The sequence below is a fragment of the Shewanella aegiceratis genome, assembly GCF_019457495.1.
GTDB lineage: Bacteria > Pseudomonadota > Gammaproteobacteria > Enterobacterales > Shewanellaceae > Shewanella > Shewanella loihica.
This window is the reverse complement of the sequence record NZ_CP080416.1, coordinates 4153133-4171262: the sequence shown is the minus strand read 5'-3', so window position 1 is coordinate 4171262 and position 18130 is coordinate 4153133. Positions and strand designations below refer to the sequence as shown.

The window sequence follows — 18130 nt, the reverse complement described above, 5'->3', positions numbered from 1 at the left end:
AGGCGTGGCCAAAGAATTAGCCAATTTGTCAGGCCTGTGCCTGATGGGAGTCGATTATGAAAACACGTCATTTCTTTAGCAGCCTATTTGCCGCCTTCGTTGCACTGACTTTAGTTAACACCGCCAGCGCCGCCAGCCTTACCCTACCCGATGAACTTCAGGTACAAGGCAGCGAAGTGCAAGTGGGTCATGAGCAGAGCGTGCTCAGCCTGGATGCGGGTAAGCAATTGGTCGAGCTGGTGTATCGCGACATCTTTGCCGATAACGCCGACGATTCAGGCGCCTGGGTGACCTCAGAGCCCCTCTATCTCGCCTTAGATGTCAAAGGCGACGATGCCTATCGTCTGGTGCTCCCCGAGATAGTGACTCAGCAGGACGCCCAGGCCTTTGTCAATGCGCCTAAGGCCCGCCTGGTGTCACAAACTGGTCAACAGCAGGAATTAACCCTGATGAATCATCAACAACTGATGGAAAAGATCTGGTTAGCACAATAAGGCTAGCCTGAGGCTAGGGGCCTTGACTTGCTGGAAATGTGAGTTTTATCAAGGCCCAATCTTGATATCGTGATAGACTTGGATCATCTCATTATAGGGTTACACCATGCGTCGTACGCTTAGACACCACACATTAGTTGTCATCACACTGCTCGCTCTGCTGGGCCAGGTGTTAATGGCTAATGGTATGGCTATGGTCTCTTATGCGCAGGCGGATGAGCAGCCCATGATGCAGATGAATAACGGCGACGACTGTCATGATGACGACGCTATGATGCAATCTCACTGCTGCGATGATGAGCAAAATGTGCTTCCCGCTGCTCAGCATTGCTGTGAAGGCAAAGGATTTTGCAAGGGAGATTGCAACCACTGCGTGGTGATCTCTGTGACAGGCACGCTGTTTACCGTTACGCCTTGGCCTGGCGTAGCCGGTTCCGAGTCTATCCTGGCCACTCAAATGCCTCATTTCCACTCTATCTCTTTAGGCTCAGCCTTCCGACCGCCGATCGCCTGATCCCTTGTGGCGCCCGGTTACGGCTGCCCGAGCTTAAATCGATAATCCTTTTGTTTTATTAAACGTTTTACTAGGTGTATTGGCGTAATAAACCCCTCAGCCTTGGAATCTTTCCATCTGCCGGGTACGCCACAATATTTACTTCACTGATGTTTAACGAAAAATGAATTATATTAGCCGCATATTAATTAGCTTAATTTAACTGTTTTAGGCTTAAGTCGCGCCAGTGTTACGCGTGTTATGCGGTCATCCTTTGATGGAGTCCATAGATGAAAACCCTGATCAGTCTGATTTTAACTGCGTTTATCTTTGTGAGTACGGCCCCTGTGGCCTTCGCCGAGCAGCATCACGCTGCGGCGGCCGAACAAGGTTATGACTGCCCCATGCATCCAGAAGTGAAAGGCGCCAAGGGCGATACCTGTCCTAAGTGCGGCATGAACCTTGAGCCTGCGGCGCACCACGCCATGGCCAAACACCATGGCAAGGACTGCGACAAGTGCCCGCACCATCAGCATGCCAAGGCCGATAAGGCGGGCGGTTATGAGTGTCCTATGCACCCTGAGGTGAAAGGCGCCAAGGGCGATACCTGCACTAAGTGTGGCATGAACCTAGAGCAGGCCAAGTCGGCTAAGGCAGGCAAGTCATGCGACAACTGTCCTAAACATCAACATCAGATGGCCAAGCAAGGCTATCACTGCCCCATGCATCCCGAAGTGAAGGGGGCGAAAGGGGATTCATGTCCTAAGTGTGGCATGTTCCTCGAGCCTGTGGCGAGCGCCGAAAGCGGCCACAAGCATCACTAGTACATGAGTGGAGATGAGGCATTATGAGTCAGGTAAATTCGAAAAACAGAGGCCAAAAGCTCGCTTATCTTTTGAGTCTATTTATGGTGGCGACTCCACAGTTGGGTCATACCCAGGCGCTTGAGGCCAAGGCTAGCCAAGGCCATGAGGCCCATGTGCATCAGGTGGGGGAGAAGACCTATGTCTGCCCTATGCATCCCGAGGAGACCAGCCACGAGCCGGGTAGTCGTTGCCCCAAGTGCAACATGTTTTTGGTCGAGCAGGAAACCGATGCAAGCGAGACAAGTTTAACGGCAGGCCATGAGGTGACTTATGTCTGCCCCATGCACCCTGAGGTGACAAGCCACGAGCCCGGCAGTCGTTGCCCTAAGTGCAACATGTTCCTGGTGGCCGAAGAGGAAGAGGAGTCGACCAGCACTAAGGTTGAGCCCGAGATGGATCACAGCCAACACGATCCCCTGGTCCAGGCCAAGCCCGCGCCGTTCACCGGTGAGCCGTCGATCAAATATGTCTGCCCCATGCACGCCCACATCGTCAGCGATGTGCCCGGCACCTGTCCTATCTGCGGCATGAACCTGGAAAAGGTGGAAATGTCATCAGATACCCAACAGATAGAGATAGATGTCTCCGGCAGCATGCAGCAGGCCCTGGCACTTAAGGTCGCCAAGGCGGAGAAAGATACCCTATGGAAGTTTGTCCAGACCGTGGGCCAGATAGGTTATGACGAGAGCCAGATCAACCATGTACACGCCAGGGTCAACGGCTGGATAGAGAAGCTGGCCATCACCTCAGTGGGTGACAAGATCTCCAAGGGGCAGCTCTTGTATGAGATCTACTCGCCGGATCTGATTAACGCCCAGGACGATTACCTGCTGGCGCTGAGCAGCCTGCAGAGCTCTAAGGAAAGCCGCAACTACCAGGATCTGGTGCGCAAGGCGGGACTACGCCTCGAGCTGCTGGGGATGAACCAGGCGCAGATCAAACAGCTGGCCAAGAGCAAACAGACCCAGTACCGGGTGCCTTTCTATGCCAAGGCCGACGGCATCGTTAAGGCGCTGGCGGTGCGTGACGGCATGTATATTCAACCCGCCACAGAGGTGATGTCTGTGGTGGATCTCTCCAAAGTGTGGGTGATCGCCGACGTGTTCGAGAATGAACAGAGCTGGCTGGCCATAGGCCAACCCACAGAAGTCTCAGTACCCGCCATGGATCTTAAGGGGATCGAGGGCAAGATCGATTACATCTATCCCGAGCTGGATCCCGTGACCCGTAGTCTGAGGGTGCGTATCGTGCTGGCCAACAGTGAGGTGGCGCTGCGCCCCAATACCCTGGCCAAGATAGAGATCTACGGCGGCCCGAATGAGGATGTGCTGGTGATCCCGCAGGAAGCCCTGATCCAGACCGGCAAAGAGAACCGTGTCATCGTCAAGCAGGGTGACGGCAGCTTCCTGGCCCGCAAGGTCACCGTCGGCATGATGTCTCAGGGCAAGGCGGAGATCTTAAGCGGCATCGAGGAAGGCGAACAGGTGGTGACCTCGGGTCAGTTCCTACTCGATTCAGAGGCGAGCCTGAAGGGCAGCCTGATGCGTCTTAGCAGCGGTCATCAGCACTAGGGGGCGCTATGTTAAAGAAAATTATCGAGGCCTCCATCGCCCAGCGATTGATGGTGTTGATCATCGCACTGATGATCACTGTCTGGGGCGTGCAGGAGCTGAGAAAGACGCCTTTGGATGCGCTGCCGGATCTATCGGACGTGCAGGTGATCATCAAGACGCCTTATCCGGGTCAGGCACCTAAGCTGGTGGAAGAGCAGGTGACCTATCCTCTGTCGACCGCCATGTTGGCGGTGCCCGGCGCCAAGACAGTGCGGGGCTACTCCTTCTTCGGTGACTCCTATGTTTATGTGATCTTCGAAGATGGCACAGATATCTACTGGGCGCGTTCGCGCGTGCTGGAATACCTGAGCCAGGTCAGCAGTCGCTTGCCCCAAGGGCTTCAGCCATCGCTGGGGCCAGACGCCTCGGGTGTCGGCTGGATCTATGAGTATGCCCTGGTTGACCGTTCAGGTAACCTGGATCTCTCCCAGCTCAAGAGCCTGCAGGACTGGTATCTCAAGCTAGAGCTACAGAGCGTGGCCGGGGTGTCCGAGGTGGCGACCGTCGGCGGCATGGAACAGACCTATCAGATAGTGATCGAGCCCGACAAGCTGGCCATCTACAAGCTGGACATTGCCGCGGTGAAGAACGCCATCAACAAGTCCAACACCGAGGCGGGCGGCTCAGTGATCGAGATGGCCGAGGCCGAATATATGGTGCGCGCCAAGGGCTATCGTCAGACGCTGGATGACTTCAGGGAGATTCCTCTGGGGGTCACAAGTCCCTCTGGCACCGCTTTGCTACTCAAAGATGTGGCGACCGTGCGCAAGGGGCCAGCCTCACGGCGCGGCATTGCCGAGCTCGATGGTGAAGGCGAGGTGGTCGGCGGCATTATCGTGATGCGCTACGGCGAAAACGCCCTGGCCACCATAGACGCGGTCAAGGCTAAGCTTGAGCAGCTCAAGGCGGGTCTGCCACAAGGGGTGGAGATCATTCCCACCTATGACAGATCTGAGCTGATCAACAAGTCGGTGGACAACCTGTTCCACAAGGTGATCGAAGAGATGCTGGTGGTGGGCCTGGTGTGTCTGCTGTTCCTGCTCCATGCCCGCTCGACCCTGGTTGCGGTGATCACCCTGCCACTGTCGATTCTGATCGCCTTCATCGTGATGAATAAGATGGGGGTGAACGCCAACATCATGAGCCTAGGCGGGATCGCTATCGCCATCGGCGCCGTGGTGGATGGTGCCATCGTGATGATCGAGAACATGCACAAGCATCTGGAGCACTTTAAGGACGAGTACCGCAGGGATCCGGACAACAAGGAGCACTGGCATATCGTCGCCAAGGCCTCCATCGAGGTCGGCCCGGCGCTGTTCTTCTCGCTGTTGATCATCACCCTGAGCTTCGTGCCCGTGTTTGCCCTTGAGGCCCAGGAGGGGCGCCTGTTTAGCCCGCTGGCCTATACCAAGACCTTTGCCATGGCCGCGGCGGCGATTCTGTCGATAACGCTAGTGCCTATCCTGATGGGGTACTTTATTCGCGGCAAGATCCCCAAGGAGACCAGCAACCCCATCAGCCGTGTGCTGATTGCCCTCTATAAGCCTGCGCTCAATATGGTGCTGCGCTTCCCCAAGATCACCCTGATGCTGGCGGTGATCGCCCTGGGCAGCGCCTGGTATCCCGTGACCAAGATGGGCAGCGAGTTCATGCCCGAGCTGGAGGAGGGGGATCTGCTCTACATGCCGACGGCCCTGCCTGGCATCAGCGCCAGCAAGGCGGCCGAGGTGCTGCAACAGACAGACAGGCTGATCAAGACGGTGCCCGAGGTGAAGCGGGTCTTCGGTAAGGTGGGACGCGCCGAGACGGCGACCGACCCCGCGCCGCTCACCATGCTGGAGACCACTATCATGCTCAAGCCCAGAGAGGAGTGGCGTGAGGGCGTCGACTTGCAGGGGGTGATCGATCAGCTGCAGAAGACGGTCAAGGTGCCTGGTCTGACTAACGCCTGGGTGCAGCCGATCAAGACGCGTATCGACATGCTCTCTACCGGTATCAAGACCCCTGTGGGGATCAAGATCACCGGCGCCGACGTCAACGAGCTGCAGAAGGTGGGGGCCGATATCGAGGCGATCCTCAGCCAGCTGCCCAATACCAAGTCGGCCTACGCAGAGCGGGTGGGTGGTGGCCGTTACGTGGATATCACGCCCAAGTTGGATGTGGCCTCACGCTACGGCATGACACTGACCGATATTCAGGACGTGGTGCGTTACGCCATCGGCGGTATGGATATCGGCGAGTCGATTCAAGGGGCCGAGCGTTACCCGATCAATCTGCGATATCCGCGGGCGCTGCGGGACAATATCGAGAAGCTCAGGGAGCTGCCGGTGATCACTAAGTCGGGTCACTATCTGCCGCTGCGCAACCTGGCCGATATCGAGATCACCGACGGCGCGCCTATGCTCAAGAGTGAGAACGGCCGCCTGATCTCCTGGGTGTTTGTGGATATTCAAAACACCTCGATCGGCGAGTATATCGATGAGGCCAAGTCGGCGCTGGATCAGCAGCTCAAGGTACCACCGAGATATAGCTACAGCTTCGCCGGCCAGTATGAGTATATGCAGCGGGTCGATGCCAAGCTGAAGAAGGTGATCCCTATGGCCCTCGGGGTGATCTTCATCCTGCTGATGATGACCTTCGGCTCGCCACTTCAGGCCTCTATCATCATGTTGAGTCTGCCTTTCGCCTTGGTGGGCAGCACCTGGTTGCTGTTCGCGCTGGACTTCAACATGTCGGTGGCCGTGGCGGTAGGGATGATTGCGCTGGCCGGGGTGGCGGCGGAATTTGGGGTGGTGATGTTGGTCTATCTCAATAATGCCATCAAGCACCGTAAAGACACTGGCGGCTACGAGTATGTGGCGGATCTCAAGGAGGCTCTGATAGAAGGTGCCGTGATGCGTATTCGTCCCAAGGCGATGACGGTAGCGACCATCTTCTTCGGCCTCTTGCCTATCATGTGGGGTGCGGGCTCGGGTAATGATGTGATGCAAAAGATTGCCGCGCCTATGGTGGGCGGCATGATCACAGCGCCGCTGCTGTCGCTGTTCGTGCTGCCAGCCCTCTACCTGCTGATCTATGGCCGTCGCCTCAAGCACTCTGCCGAGGCTTGATTCGTACATAGGTTAGATTAGGCACAAAAAAGCACTGCAATCGCAGTGCTTTTTTTCTATCTGGTAACCGTTATTTCTGACAACGGCCGATGTTGGAGCCGGTTGAGCGTACTTTCTTACACTGCTGGCTAGCCTTGGTGCTGCCGTTGTCGGCGGTGGTTTCTGTATCTGACTCTTGGGTTGACGCACAACCGCTAAGGCCGATAACGAGAGTCGTCGCCATTATAGGCATCCATTTTTTAAGCATGGTTTACTTCCCTGATTAGTAGTTAACAACATTGCCAAAATAAATTCGCAATGTTACGAACCTAACCAAAACAAAGGGTTAAAACAATGCCTGATCCCCATCCCAACTCAAGATTAGCGCTTTACTACTAGAGATTTAGGTCATGTTGAGTCTTATGACTGACAGTGTGCCGCCTTGAGGGTCGTTGATCACAGAGAAGCGTCCCACCTCGGGTATATCCGTCGGCGGCACACACACCTGACCGCCTATCTCTGTGGCCTTGGCGACCGTGGCATCGCAGTTATCTACCATGATGTAGGGCATCCAGTGTGGTGGCATATCGCCCCACTCCTCGGTCATGGCCATCATGCCACCGACGGCGCGCTCCCCCTGGAGCCACTCATAGTAGGTGAAGTCTTCCATCTGCGACTCACGCACCTGCCAGCCCATGACCTTAGTGTAGAAGGCCTGGGCCCTGGCGGTATCACGACAGCAGAGCTCGGCCCAGCAGAGGGTGTTAGCTTCGCCCATCCGTATGGAGCCAATATGGGCGCCGGCCTGCCAGAGGGAGAAGCTGGCGCCTTCTGGATCCAGACATTGGGCCATCTTGCCCGCATCGCCCACGCTGTGGGGACCTAGGATCACCTGGCCACCGTTAGCCAATACGGCTTCCAGGCTGGCCTCGAGATCGTCGACGGCGAAGTAGATGCTCCAGTGGGTTGGCACCTTGTCGTCGACCATATTTTGCGGCAGCTGATACATGGCCCCTATGTCGTCATCCTCTATGGCAAACATGGTGTAGACACCGTCGGGGATCGGCATATCCTTGAGCTGCCAGTCAAACAGCGCGCTGTAGAAATGTTTACCCGAGGCGGCCTCGTGACTGGCTAGTTCGATCCAACAGGGGTCGCCATGTTGATAGCTAGTAATCTTCATCTTTGAGTCCTTTGCTGAGGAAGGTGCGACGACTTGTTCGCACCTTCCCTAATGAAAAATCTGTCGTGATATCAATTTAGTTAAGCCTGTTTTGCCATTTATGTCTATGCTGTGGGGAGAGTTATTGCGAAGAGGGAGTTTCGATGAGCCTGACGTCCACCCAGATAGATCTTGTACAAACCTCATTTAAACAGGTCGAGCCGATCAGCGAGCAGGCGGCGGCAATTTTTTACGATGCCCTGTTTCAGATAGACCCTAATCTGCGGCCCCTGTTTAAGCAGGACATTCGGTCTCAGGGGCGTAAGCTGATGGCCATGTTGAAGGCGGCGGTGGAGGGACTGACAGATCTCGATGCCTTGGTGCCTAAGCTGCATGAGCTGGCACGTCGTCACCAAGCCTATGGCGTCAGACAGTCCCACTTTACCCCTGTGGGTAATGCCCTGCTCTATACCCTGAAGACAGGTCTGGGGGAGGCTTACACCCGCGAGGTGCGCGAGGCCTGGGTGGCGGTGATTCATCTGGTGGCCGATACCATGAAGCCGCTGCTGGACAGGTAATTTGTGACTCTTTTAAAGAAAAAAGGCGCTCATCGAGCGCCTTTTTCTGCTTAAGAGATAACCCCTTAGGCTAGCCGTACATGGGCAGCAGGTCTGCCATGGCAAGCAGGTGGCAGGCCGCGGTCAACAGGCCGTAGAAGATCACTATGGCGATAACTACTGTGCCGCCTGGCACCCTGAAACTCTGGCTGTCAGGGAACATCTGTCTGGCGCGATAGGCCATCAGGGCCGGCACTATGGCGGCCCATACGGTGGCGGCCAGGGCGGCAAAGCCGATGGCGATCAAAAAGCCGTTAGGGAATAGCAGACCTAACACAGTCGGTGGCAGGAAGGTCACTGCCGCCGTCTTGAGGCGTCCGGTGCGCGACTCATCGAAGCCAAACAGGTCGGCGAGATAGTCGAACAGCCCCAGGGTCACCCCGAGGAAGGAGGAGGCTACCGCCAGGTTGGCAAACAGGGTCAGCATAGTGGTCAGCCAGTCGCTGGCCATCACATCCGAGAGCGCCGCGACCAGCACGCCCATGTTACCGCCCTGGGCAATCACCTCGACAAAGCCGCTGCGAGTGATGTTCCCCATGGTGGCGACCAGCCAGCACAGGTAGATCACGAAGGCGATGAGGGTACCTAAGGTGATCGCCTTGACGATAGTACCTGGGTCCTTGCCATAGTATTTTACTAGGCTGGGGACGTTGCCGTGATAGCCGAAACTCACCAGACCGAAGGGGATGGCGGCCAGCATGTAGGGCAGATAATTGGCCTCACCATCGGGCACAAACAGCTTGGCGGGTTCCACCTCGATAAGCAGATTTCCTATGGCGAGGAAGAAGGTGATGATCATCCCGCCCAGCATGATGGTGGTGATGCGATCCACCGCCTTGGTGCTGATAAAGACGATAATCGCCAGCCCCAGCGCAAACACCAGGCCGGCGAAGCTCTGAGGTAGCTCGATGCCTAAGCTACTCAGGCTATGGTTGACGATAGAGCCGCCGCCACTGATATAGGCATAGGCCAGAATATAGAGTACGAAGGCGATAGAGAGGCCGTTGACGATACGCCAGAAGTTACCCAGGGTATCCCGGGTGAGGGTATCGAAGCTGGCACCCGGCTCATAGTGCAGGTTGGTCTCCAGTAGCAGCAGGCCAGAGACCAGCATGCAGAACCAGACGCCCAGCATCATGAGCACTGAGTAGCTAAACCACATGCCGGCGCCGACCACTGGCAGGGAGAACATACCCGCGCCCACGGCAGTACCTGCGATGATCATGGCGCCGCCCAGTAGCGACTTACCCGAGGCCTTATGCTTGGCCGCATTCATATGATTGGCCATTAGGCTTGATGCTCCGCGGCGACGCTGTCGACTATGGTCTGTCTAACCGAGCTCCTTAGCAGGCTGTTGGCCCGGGTGCGAATACGCTGAACATCTTCGCTGTGGCTGTCATCGGCCAAGTAACCCAGCTCCTTGAGCTTGACGCTCAGGGTGCCGTAGAGCTTCTTGTCATAGAATTCAGGAGCCGTGATGCCATGGAGCGCGCCCAGACGCTGGGCCAGCTGGTGGCTGTCACTTTCGAGTTCAGAGCGCTCAATCTTAGGCGAGGCCGCCAGCAGGTTGAAGATGATGGCGTAGCGCTGCATGGTCTCGCTGATGGTACCGGCCAGCAGTAACAGCTGGTTGAGGCCATCTGGCTTGACGCTGAAATGCTTATCTTCGTCGATGAGGTTTTCGGCCAGTAGCTGATCCAGCAGCTGATTGACATAGGTCTCGAGGTTATCGATCCCCATAAACAGCTCGGCCTGTAGCAGCGGGTAGAAATCTTTCACCGTGGCGATGATCTCGTCGCGGCTACATTCATCCTGGCGGGTCAGGCAGCTGGCGATCAATGATGGGATCACCAACAGGTGGATGATGTTATTGCGATAGTAGGTCATGGCAATCGCCAGGCTCTCATCGATGGAGATGATGTCACCCAGCGGGTCGCTGTCCAGCTTGAGCTTCTTCAGCTCAAGGCCCTGGGCGATCAGCTTAGCGCCGTCGCCTTCGACCACTGAGGTGTAACCCGTGTAGGGCACGCTCTTGAGCAACGACAGATAGAGATCCAGTTGCTTTTCCAGCTGGCTGCGCTGCAGGGCATTCTGCTCAGAGGCCAACAGCACCAGGCTGGTCAGGGTAATAGAGCTGACGGCGGCGGCATCGTTGATGCGGGTCATGACGCGGTTAGCCAGGGTGTTGACCACTGGGGTCAGCCAGCTTGGCTTCTGCTCGGGATCCTGGGCCAGCTCTTCGCGCCACTCGGGCACCTGCTCGTTGAGGTAGGTATGCAGGGTAATAGGCTCACCGAAGTTAACATAACCCTGGCCGAAGTTGCCCAGCTTACGTATGGCGCCGAACACCTGCCAGACAGATTCTTTCTGCTTCTTCTTACCGCTCAGCTCCTTGTGATAGGTCGCTACCTCCATCACATGGTCGTAGCCCAGATAGACGGGAACCAGAGTGACGGGACGCTCGACGCCACGCAGCACACTGTTCAGTGTCATGGCGATCATGCCCGTCTTAGGTGCCAGCAGGCGACCGGTACGTGAGCGGCCGCCCTCGGTGAAGTACTCCACCGAATAACCCTTGGCAAACAGCTGATCCAGGTATTCACGGAATACCGCTGTGTAGAGCTTGTTGCCGCGGAAACTGCGACGAATAAAGAAGGCGCCACCGCGGCGGAACATGGGGCCGGCGGGCCAGAAGTTGAGGTTAATCCCGGCGGCGATATGGGGCGGTACCATGCCTTGGTAATAGAGAATATATGAGAGCAGCAGGTAGTCCATGTGGCTACGATGACAGGGCACGTAGACGATCTCGTGGCCGTCGTGGTGCAGCTGACGGATCTGCTCGGCGCCCTTGATGTTGATCCCCTTGTAGAGCTTGTTCCACAGCCAGGTGAGGAAACGCTCAGCGATACGCACCAGGCTGTCTGAGTAGTCGGCGGCGATCTCATCGAGATATTCCATGGCGGTCTCGCGGGCCTTGGCCTCGGAGATCTTCTTGCTCTGAGCCTCTTCCAGAATCGCCTTCTTCATCGACTCAGATTTCAGCAGGGCGTGGAACAGGTTCTGGCGGTTAGGCAGTACTGGGCCTGTCATCACCTTACGTTGACGGCTGAAGTGCACCCTGGCCACGCGTGCCAGCTTCTGGGCGATGCGCTTGTCGGTGCCGTGCTCGTCGGCCATGTAGCGTAGCGACATGGCATTGGAAAATTGCACGAAGTTGTGGCGGCCGAGGAAGATGATCATCAGGCACTTACGTAGCCAGGTGGGGCTCTCGCGCTCCAGCACCGCGGCCTTCATGCTGTCATCTTCCTTGCCTGGGGTGCGACCCCAGTAGAGGCTGACGGGTACCAGCTGAATATCCAGCTCAGGATGTTTCTTGTGGGCGCTCAGCAGGCGCGAGAAGCTTTCGAGGTAAAACTCGTTGCCTTCGCGTTCGCCAAATAGCGGCTTGGCTCCTTCGACACAGACGACTCGCGGCGCCTGTTCTCCCTCGACATCCAGCGGCTGATAGGGGCTGGGCAGGCCGAGTCGGTCGGTTACCTCGCTCAGTGCAGCGATGTCACTGATCGATTCTGTCTTCATCACATAGACCAGGGGTCTGTCTGAATCCAGGTTGAGATCGGCAAAGGGATCCTGAGGCACCACTATGGTGTGCACGAGTTTCTTCTGGATCCAACGTAAGGATTTAAACCAAAGAGAGTCTTGTTTGGACATTATTCTTTATGCATAGGAGTCATGTTTAATAACGGCATAGAATACCAGAAAATGGTTAGGGGTTCCTAATTTGTCTCGCCGTCCGTTAGCCGAGATCACAGCCGCTCAGGCTCGAGTTTCATCTCCCATCGGCCTTAGGTGTGCGCCAACCCCAGTGGCTGAGAGGCTTAGCCGTATCTCTGCCGTCTATTCAAATTTCTCCGATCGCCAAACCTTTCAATTAAATCGAACTTATTTTCGCATTTAATGCGCTTATCTTTCGGTTAAATGGTGGATAAACTGGCCTCAATTGGTTGTAACAGAGATTTGAATTGGAGCAGATTATGGCAAAAGTACTGGTATTGAAATCAAGCATCTTAGGGGACTACTCACAATCGGCTAAGCTGATAGACCACCTGCAGCAACACTGGCAGGGTCAGGGCGCCGAGGTAACGGTCAGGGATCTGGCGGCGCAGCCACTGCCTGTACTCGATGGCGAGATCGCCATGGGGCTACGTGGTGGTGATGAGCTGAGTCCGCGCCAACAAGAGGTGTTGGCCCTGTCAGACGAGCTGGTGGCCGAGTTGAAGGCGCACGACACACTGGTGATCGCCGCCCCTATGTATAACTTCAGCATTCCGACCCAGCTGAAAAACTGGATCGATCTGGTGGCCCGTGCCGGCGTAACCTTCACCTACACAGAGACAGGCCCTAAAGGTTTGGTAGAAGGTAAGCGTGCGGTCTTGGTAACCACTCGCGGCGGCGTACACAAGAATGGTGCGAGCGACCACGTGGTGCCTTACCTCAAGACAGTGCTTGGCTTTATTGGTATCGACGAGGTGGAAACCGTTTACGGCGAAGCCCTCAACATGGGTCCAGAAGCGAATGAGCAGGGGATCAGCCAAGCCAAGCAGAGCATAGAGCAGCTGGTAGCTTAAGTTTTTTTGGGCGCTAATAGCCCATGGTTTTCATCGTCAACCACATTTAACCCATCTCTAGGTTGAGGCGCTAAGTTTGAGCGCCTTTTTTTATCTAGCTAACAACTATTCTGTTGACGCCTACCTAGCTTAGGACTATTGAGCTAACGACTATTGTGCCAGCTCGCACAGGGTGCACTCGTCACTCTGCTGGCTGGTTTCCACATAGCGCACCCTATGGCGCCCATGGGTGCGATTGGCGCTAAATTGGTATCTGGGCCTGGGCGTTTCTGGAGCCGAGTGTTTGGCCTGAGGAATCGGCAGCTCGGTTTCAGGTCGAGTTTTGGTGTCAGCCATTGGCGAGGCTTTGTGGCTGATAGCAGAGCAGATCTTTGAGGGCGCCACCGTTGATGGCACAGCTAAAGCCGTTGGCCCTTAAGATGTCGCAACCCTTCTGGGCACGGATCCCCGCGCCGCAGTAGAGCACGAAGGGGGTCTGCTTATCGCTGTGTTGGGTCAGCCACTGGGCCAGTTGATCCAGGGGGACATTAAGCGCGTTTGGCAGGTGGCCACCGGCATATTCCTGGGGAGAGCGTACATCGATAACCTGTACGCCCTGTTCGATCAGTTGCCAGCATTGCTCGGCGGGATGGCTTCCAGATAGCTTGGCTAAGAGAGATTGAAACATGGTTTGCCCCTACAATTAGAATTGAGTCTATAAGATTTACTTCAATAAGATTATTCTAATTGATGGTCGAGTGCAAGTTAAGCGCAAACCAGTTGCCAGTTAAGGGCAAGCCAAGGGACTGCTAAGTGCAAACCAATGTTATGTCAGAGCCGCTTGGTCATGAAGACGCTGTTGGGATCATCCTGGTAGCGGCCGAAGGGGGCGCACTCGACGAAACCAAATTTCTGGTACAGGCGCCGAGCCGGGAGGAAGAAGCCCATGCTGCCGGTTTCCAGGCTGAGGCGCGTCATCCCATTTTGGGCGGCATCTGCCTGAAGATGGTGCAAGATCCGCTCGCCTATGCCACGTTGGCGATAGTAGTTGGCGACCCGCATCGACTTAAGCTCGCCATGCTCGGGCGAGAGGCGTTTGATGGCGCCGCAGCCGCAGAGTCGGTCGGCCTCCCATAGGGTCCAAAATCTAATATCGTCTTGTTTTAATTCGCTTAAATCTAAAGCGTGCACACTCTCTGGCGGCGAGGTGGCATACATATCTTCCAGGTGTTGTTCTAGCATCTTGACGACGCTGGCGTGGCTGACGACTCCGAGCACAAATTGCATCTTAAGCTCCATCTTGTAATTAGGGATCCTAAGCCTCAGCAAAGCCTGTGCCAGCCGCCGACGACCGCGATGAGTCTTATGACTCGGTCGCGATCATCCGTGGCGGTTGTTTCGATGTTAGTCTTGCCAGCGCTTGAAGATCAGCGAGGTGTTGATACCGCCGAAGGCGAAGTTGTTGCTCATCACATAGTCGGTAGTGAGTTTGCGAACCTCATCCTTGATGTAGTCCAGTTGACCACAGGCGGGATCGATATGCTTGAGGTTGAGGGTGGGGGCAAACCAGCCGGCATTCATCATCTCGACACTGAGCCAGGCCTCCAGTGCGCCGCACGCGCCTAAGGTGTGGCCCGTGTAACTCTTGAGGGAGGAGATGGGCATGCGCTCGCCAAATACCGCCTGGGTGGCCTGGGTCTCGGCGATGTCGCCGCGATCCGTGGCTGTGCCATGGGCATTGACATAGCCTATCTTGTCGGCGTCCAGGTCGGCATCCTTCAGGGCCAGGCGGATAGCTACTTCCATGGTATCGGCGTTAGGCTGAGTCACATGCAAGCCATCAGAGTTGGTGCCGAAACCCACTAACTCGGCGTAGATCTTGGCGCCGCGGGCCTTGGCGTGTTCCAGCTCTTCCAGTACCAGGGTACAGGCGCCTTCGCCGATCACCAGGCCGTCCCTGTCGCGATCGAAGGGGCTCGGCGTCTCACTTGGCGTATCATTCTTGGTGCTGGTGGCAAACAGGGTATCGAATACCACGGCCTCGGTGGGACAGAGCTCCTCGGCGCCGCCGGCCAACATGAGATCCTGCTGACCATATTTGATCGCCTCATAGGCGTAGCCTATGCCCTGACTGCCCGAGGTGCAGGCGCTGCTGGTGGTATGCACCCGGCCCTTGAGACCGAAGAAGACACCGACGTTGACCGCAGTGGTATGGGCCATCATGCGGATATAGCTGGTGGCCGTGACCCCAGACATGTCGCCCTCTTTAAGCATGTCGCCGAAGGCGATGATGGGATCCGTACTGCCGGTGGAGGAGCCGTAGGCGATGCCCATGGCACCTGAGGTGACTATGGGATCGTCCAGCAGGCCAGCATCCATCAGCGCCTTCTCGCTGGCCCAGGCCGCCATGACAGAGACTCGTCCCATGGAGCGGATCTTCTTGCGCGAATAGTGCGCCGGTTTCTCAAAGTCTGTGACCGGCGCGGCCAGACGTGTGTTGAGGCCATCGAACCTGTCCCACTCGTCTATGCGCTGGACGCAATTTTGCTTGGCCTGCAGGCGCTGGGCGATGCTTGGCCAGTCGTGGCCCAGGGCGGTGACGCCGCCGGCGCCGGTGATCACTACGCGTCGAGTCTTGTTATTCATCAGATCATGCCACCATTTACCGAGATCACCTGGCGGGTGATGTAGGCTGCGTCGTCAGACATGAGGAAGTTGGCCAGGCCGGCGATCTCCGAGGCCTTGCCCATGCGGCGCATAGGAACTAACTCCTTGACCATCTCCTGGGGGAACGACTCCACCATGTCTGTCTCTATCAGCCCGGGGGCGATGCAGTTGACCGTGATCTTACGTTTGGCCAGCTCCAGGCTCAGCGCCTTGGTAGCGCCTATGATGCCCGCCTTGGAGGCGCTGTAGTTGACCTGGCCACGGTTACCCGCGATGCCTGAGACAGACGCCATGGTGATGATGCGACCACCCTGGCGTGATTGGATCATTGGCATGGTGCAGGGATGGATAACGTTGTAGAAGCCATCCAGGTTGGTGTGGATCACCCCGTCCCACTCCTCGTCGCTCATGGCAGGAAAGGCGGTGTCCCGGGTGATCCCAGCGTTGAGCACCACGCCATAGTAGGCACCGTGCTGGTCGATATCGGCCTCTATGGCAGCCTTGACGCCGGCGCGGTCCGCCACATCGAACTGCAGTCGGCTCACCTTGGCCCCTAATGCCTCGAGCTCTGTCTGGGTTGCATCGGCCGCCGCCTGATTGCTGTGGAAATGCAGGGCGATATCATAGCCTGTCTCGGCCAGCTTGAGGGCGATGGCCTTGCCGATGCCGCGACTGGCACCTGTGATCAATACACGTTTATTCATCTTGCTTTCTCTTCTTCCGTACCCGCCTGGCTCTCTAGGATATAGGCCTGGGTGTCTTGAGGCTGGAATACATTGACATTAGCCTCTGCCACAAGTTGATTGTTGTGGAATATTTTACAATCAAACACCGCCAGACCGTTATCTTCCTGATAGAGGCGGCTGACCCGGGTTTGGTAACGCTCGCCGACTCGGTAGGCGGGGATTGCGAATGTTAATTTGCGCGTGCCGAGCAGGAAGCCGACACGAATGGGTTCGCCTCGGGCGCTGGCCTCCAGGCCTGCGAGGGCGGCGATGCTCTGAGCCATATATTCTATGCCCACATAGTTAGGCACAGACTGGCTGGCAGCGTCGAAATAGGCGCTGTTTGTGCTTATGCTCACCTCGGTAAGCAGGGTGTCTGGCGCCTGCTCGAGCAGCTTGTCGATCAAGATCATAGGTGCGCGGTGGGGCAGCACCTGTTCAAGCGGGATCTCGGTAAGCGCTGTGTTTGGCTGTGACATAGCTTGTGACTCAGATATGGCTTGTGGCTTAGACATAGCTTGTGGCTCAGACATAGTAAGTGAATCTGGCTGTAAATCTTGCGTTGACATTATCGCTTGGCTCCCCGGCAGAAGATGACGCTGGCATTGCTGCCGCCAAAGGCAAAGGAGTTGCTCATGACATATTCGAGCCCAGCATTCTCAGGCCGAGTGCTGTGCCCCTGTGATACGAAGGGCAGCGCCGGATTGTCGTCATCCCACAGTCCGTCTCCCACCTGGGGTGGTAGCCCATGCTCTCGATTAAGATCTGAGAGGAGCAGCAGGCAGAAGGCCGCCTCCAGGGCACCGGCGGCGCCAAGAGCATGGCCGGTGAGCGGCTTAGTAGAACTCACTGGTGGCAGCTGTTCGCCGAACACCTTGAGTAGGGCGCGACTCTCCATGGCATCATTCTTTATGGTCGCCGTGCCGTGTAGGTTGATGTAGCCCACCTGTGACGGGGCGATGGCTGCATCCTTGAGCGCCATCTCGATGGCGACCACGGCGCCATCGCCCTCTGGATGGGGCGAGGAGATATGGTGGGCGTCGCTGGACTCCCCCACACCGGCGAGCATCAGCTCGGCCTTGCCTAGGGTTAAGGTAAATAGCGCTGCGCCCTCACCGATATTGATGCCGTCGCGGTTACGGCTAAAGGGTTGGCAATGGGCCTTGGAGACAGATTCGAGCGAGTGGAAGCCGTTCAGGGTCAACTTACATAGGCTGTCGGCGCCGCCGACGATCACCATGTCGCAGACGCCGGCCAGGAGCAGGCGCTTGGCGCTGGCGAATACCTTGGCGCTGGATGAGCAGGCGGTCGATACCGTATAGCAGGGGCCCGTGAGGTCGAAATAGTGCTGCAGAAAGTCACAGCTGTTACCTAGCTCCTGCTTGGAGTAGAGGTAATCGGCGGGCAATACCCCATGCTTGGCGCGGTAGGCCAGTGCCTTCTCGCCCCTGGCGATACCTGAGGTGCTGGTTCCTAGGACGATACCTATGCGATCCGCGCCGTATTGGGTCTTGGCCGCCTCGACCGCCGGGGCGATCTGCTCGGCGGCGCGCTGGAGTAACTGATTGTTGCGACAGTCGAATCTTTGTAATTCGGGCGCTATGCTCGGCAACTCTGTGGTGACCATTCCCACCAACACCTGGCTGTCAGGGATCAGGTCGTCACGCCACCTCATGCCCTGGGTGTCGCCATCGAGCAGGCGGCGTAAGACGGTCTGGGGATCGTCGCCCAATGGGGTGCATAATCCTAGGTGGGTGATAGCTATCTGTGTCATCGTGTCCGTTCTTTTGGCTATTA

18 protein-coding genes are annotated in these 18130 nt (G+C 56.7%); 7 read left to right on the top strand and 11 right to left on the bottom strand.

Annotated elements, in window-relative coordinates:
* Positions 1 to 56 precede the first annotated feature (56 nt).
* The 5 genes from K0H80_RS18120 to K0H80_RS18100 all read left to right on the top strand — a co-directional run bounded on the left by K0H80_RS18120 (position 57) and on the right by K0H80_RS18100 (position 6576).
* A complete protein-coding gene (locus K0H80_RS18120; protein WP_220043565.1) occupies positions 57 to 494 on the top strand; it encodes a DUF2057 family protein in 438 nt (145 codons plus the stop codon).
* A gap of 106 nt (positions 495 to 600) precedes the next feature.
* On the top strand, positions 601 to 1008 hold the full coding sequence (locus K0H80_RS18115) for a hypothetical protein (RefSeq protein WP_220072497.1): 408 nt from the start codon (positions 601 to 603) through the stop codon (positions 1006 to 1008).
* A gap of 269 nt (positions 1009 to 1277) precedes the next feature.
* On the top strand, positions 1278 to 1811 hold the full coding sequence (locus K0H80_RS18110) for a heavy metal-binding domain-containing protein (RefSeq protein WP_220072496.1): 534 nt from the start codon (positions 1278 to 1280) through the stop codon (positions 1809 to 1811).
* Between the two features lie 23 nt (positions 1812 to 1834).
* On the top strand, positions 1835 to 3424 hold the full coding sequence (locus tag K0H80_RS18105; RefSeq protein ID WP_220072495.1) for an efflux RND transporter periplasmic adaptor subunit: 1590 nt from the start codon (positions 1835 to 1837) through the stop codon (positions 3422 to 3424).
* An 8-nt stretch (positions 3425 to 3432) separates the two neighbouring features.
* Positions 3433 to 6576 (top strand): efflux RND transporter permease subunit, encoded by a 3144-nt coding sequence (locus K0H80_RS18100; protein WP_011867329.1) that lies wholly within the window; start codon positions 3433 to 3435, stop codon positions 6574 to 6576.
* A 70-nt stretch (positions 6577 to 6646) separates the two neighbouring features.
* Here K0H80_RS18100 and K0H80_RS18095 read toward each other — a convergent pair whose 3' ends face one another.
* Both K0H80_RS18095 and K0H80_RS18090 read right to left on the bottom strand, forming a co-directional pair.
* The gene (locus K0H80_RS18095; protein WP_186300602.1) at positions 6647 to 6799 is read right to left on the bottom strand and encodes a hypothetical protein; all 153 of its coding nucleotides are present in this window, start codon (positions 6797 to 6799) and stop codon (positions 6647 to 6649) included.
* A 159-nt stretch (positions 6800 to 6958) separates the two neighbouring features.
* Complete coding sequence (locus tag K0H80_RS18090) at positions 6959 to 7738, bottom strand: VOC family protein (protein WP_220072494.1); 780 nt, start codon at positions 7736 to 7738, stop codon at positions 6959 to 6961.
* A gap of 143 nt (positions 7739 to 7881) precedes the next feature.
* Between K0H80_RS18090 and K0H80_RS18085 the strand changes: the two genes are divergently transcribed.
* A complete protein-coding gene (locus K0H80_RS18085) occupies positions 7882 to 8295 on the top strand; it encodes a globin family protein (protein WP_220072493.1) in 414 nt (137 codons plus the stop codon).
* Between the two features lie 70 nt (positions 8296 to 8365).
* Here the strand turns inward: K0H80_RS18085 and mtr are convergent, their stop codons facing one another.
* Positions 8366 to 9622 carry a tryptophan permease gene (mtr, locus tag K0H80_RS18080; protein WP_220072492.1) on the bottom strand — a complete coding sequence of 419 codons (1257 nt, stop codon included), beginning with the start codon at positions 9620 to 9622 and terminating at the stop codon, positions 8366 to 8368.
* The gene (gene plsB / locus K0H80_RS18075; RefSeq protein ID WP_220072491.1) at positions 9622 to 12045 is read right to left on the bottom strand and encodes a glycerol-3-phosphate 1-O-acyltransferase PlsB; all 2424 of its coding nucleotides are present in this window, start codon (positions 12043 to 12045) and stop codon (positions 9622 to 9624) included. The genes mtr and plsB overlap by 1 nt, the downstream gene beginning before the upstream one ends.
* Before the next feature lie 323 nt (positions 12046 to 12368).
* On the opposite strand from plsB, the gene K0H80_RS18070 reads away from it, so the two are divergent.
* Positions 12369 to 12962 (top strand): FMN-dependent NADH-azoreductase, encoded by a 594-nt coding sequence (locus K0H80_RS18070; protein ID WP_011867324.1) that lies wholly within the window; start codon positions 12369 to 12371, stop codon positions 12960 to 12962.
* A 150-nt stretch (positions 12963 to 13112) separates the two neighbouring features.
* Here the strand turns inward: K0H80_RS18070 and K0H80_RS18065 are convergent, their stop codons facing one another.
* The 7 genes from K0H80_RS18065 to K0H80_RS18035 all read right to left on the bottom strand — a co-directional run bounded on the left by K0H80_RS18065 (position 13113) and on the right by K0H80_RS18035 (position 18107).
* Positions 13113 to 13298, bottom strand: a complete 186-nt coding sequence (locus K0H80_RS18065) for a hypothetical protein (protein ID WP_220072490.1) — start codon at positions 13296 to 13298, stop codon at positions 13113 to 13115.
* Positions 13291 to 13629 carry a rhodanese-like domain-containing protein gene (locus K0H80_RS18060; RefSeq protein ID WP_220072489.1) on the bottom strand — a complete coding sequence of 113 codons (339 nt, stop codon included), beginning with the start codon at positions 13627 to 13629 and terminating at the stop codon, positions 13291 to 13293. The genes K0H80_RS18065 and K0H80_RS18060 overlap by 8 nt, the downstream gene beginning before the upstream one ends.
* A 143-nt stretch (positions 13630 to 13772) precedes the next feature.
* Positions 13773 to 14228, bottom strand: coding sequence for a GNAT family N-acetyltransferase (locus K0H80_RS18055; protein ID WP_011867322.1), 456 nt, complete (start codon positions 14226 to 14228; stop codon positions 13773 to 13775).
* Between the two features lie 117 nt (positions 14229 to 14345).
* Positions 14346 to 15587: a beta-ketoacyl-ACP synthase gene (locus tag K0H80_RS18050; RefSeq protein ID WP_220072488.1), complete on the bottom strand. Its 1242-nt coding sequence runs from the start codon at positions 15585 to 15587 to the stop codon at positions 14346 to 14348.
* The gene (locus tag K0H80_RS18045; protein ID WP_220059267.1) at positions 15587 to 16312 is read right to left on the bottom strand and encodes a 3-ketoacyl-ACP reductase FabG2; all 726 of its coding nucleotides are present in this window, start codon (positions 16310 to 16312) and stop codon (positions 15587 to 15589) included. Before K0H80_RS18045 ends, K0H80_RS18050 begins: the two co-directional genes overlap by 1 nt.
* Positions 16309 to 16848 carry a hotdog family protein gene (locus tag K0H80_RS18040; protein WP_434086627.1) on the bottom strand — a complete coding sequence of 180 codons (540 nt, stop codon included), beginning with the start codon at positions 16846 to 16848 and terminating at the stop codon, positions 16309 to 16311. Before K0H80_RS18040 ends, K0H80_RS18045 begins: the two co-directional genes overlap by 4 nt.
* Before the next feature lie 53 nt (positions 16849 to 16901).
* Positions 16902 to 18107, bottom strand: a complete 1206-nt coding sequence (locus K0H80_RS18035; protein ID WP_220072487.1) for a beta-ketoacyl-[acyl-carrier-protein] synthase family protein — start codon at positions 18105 to 18107, stop codon at positions 16902 to 16904.
* Positions 18108 to 18130 lie beyond the last annotated feature (23 nt).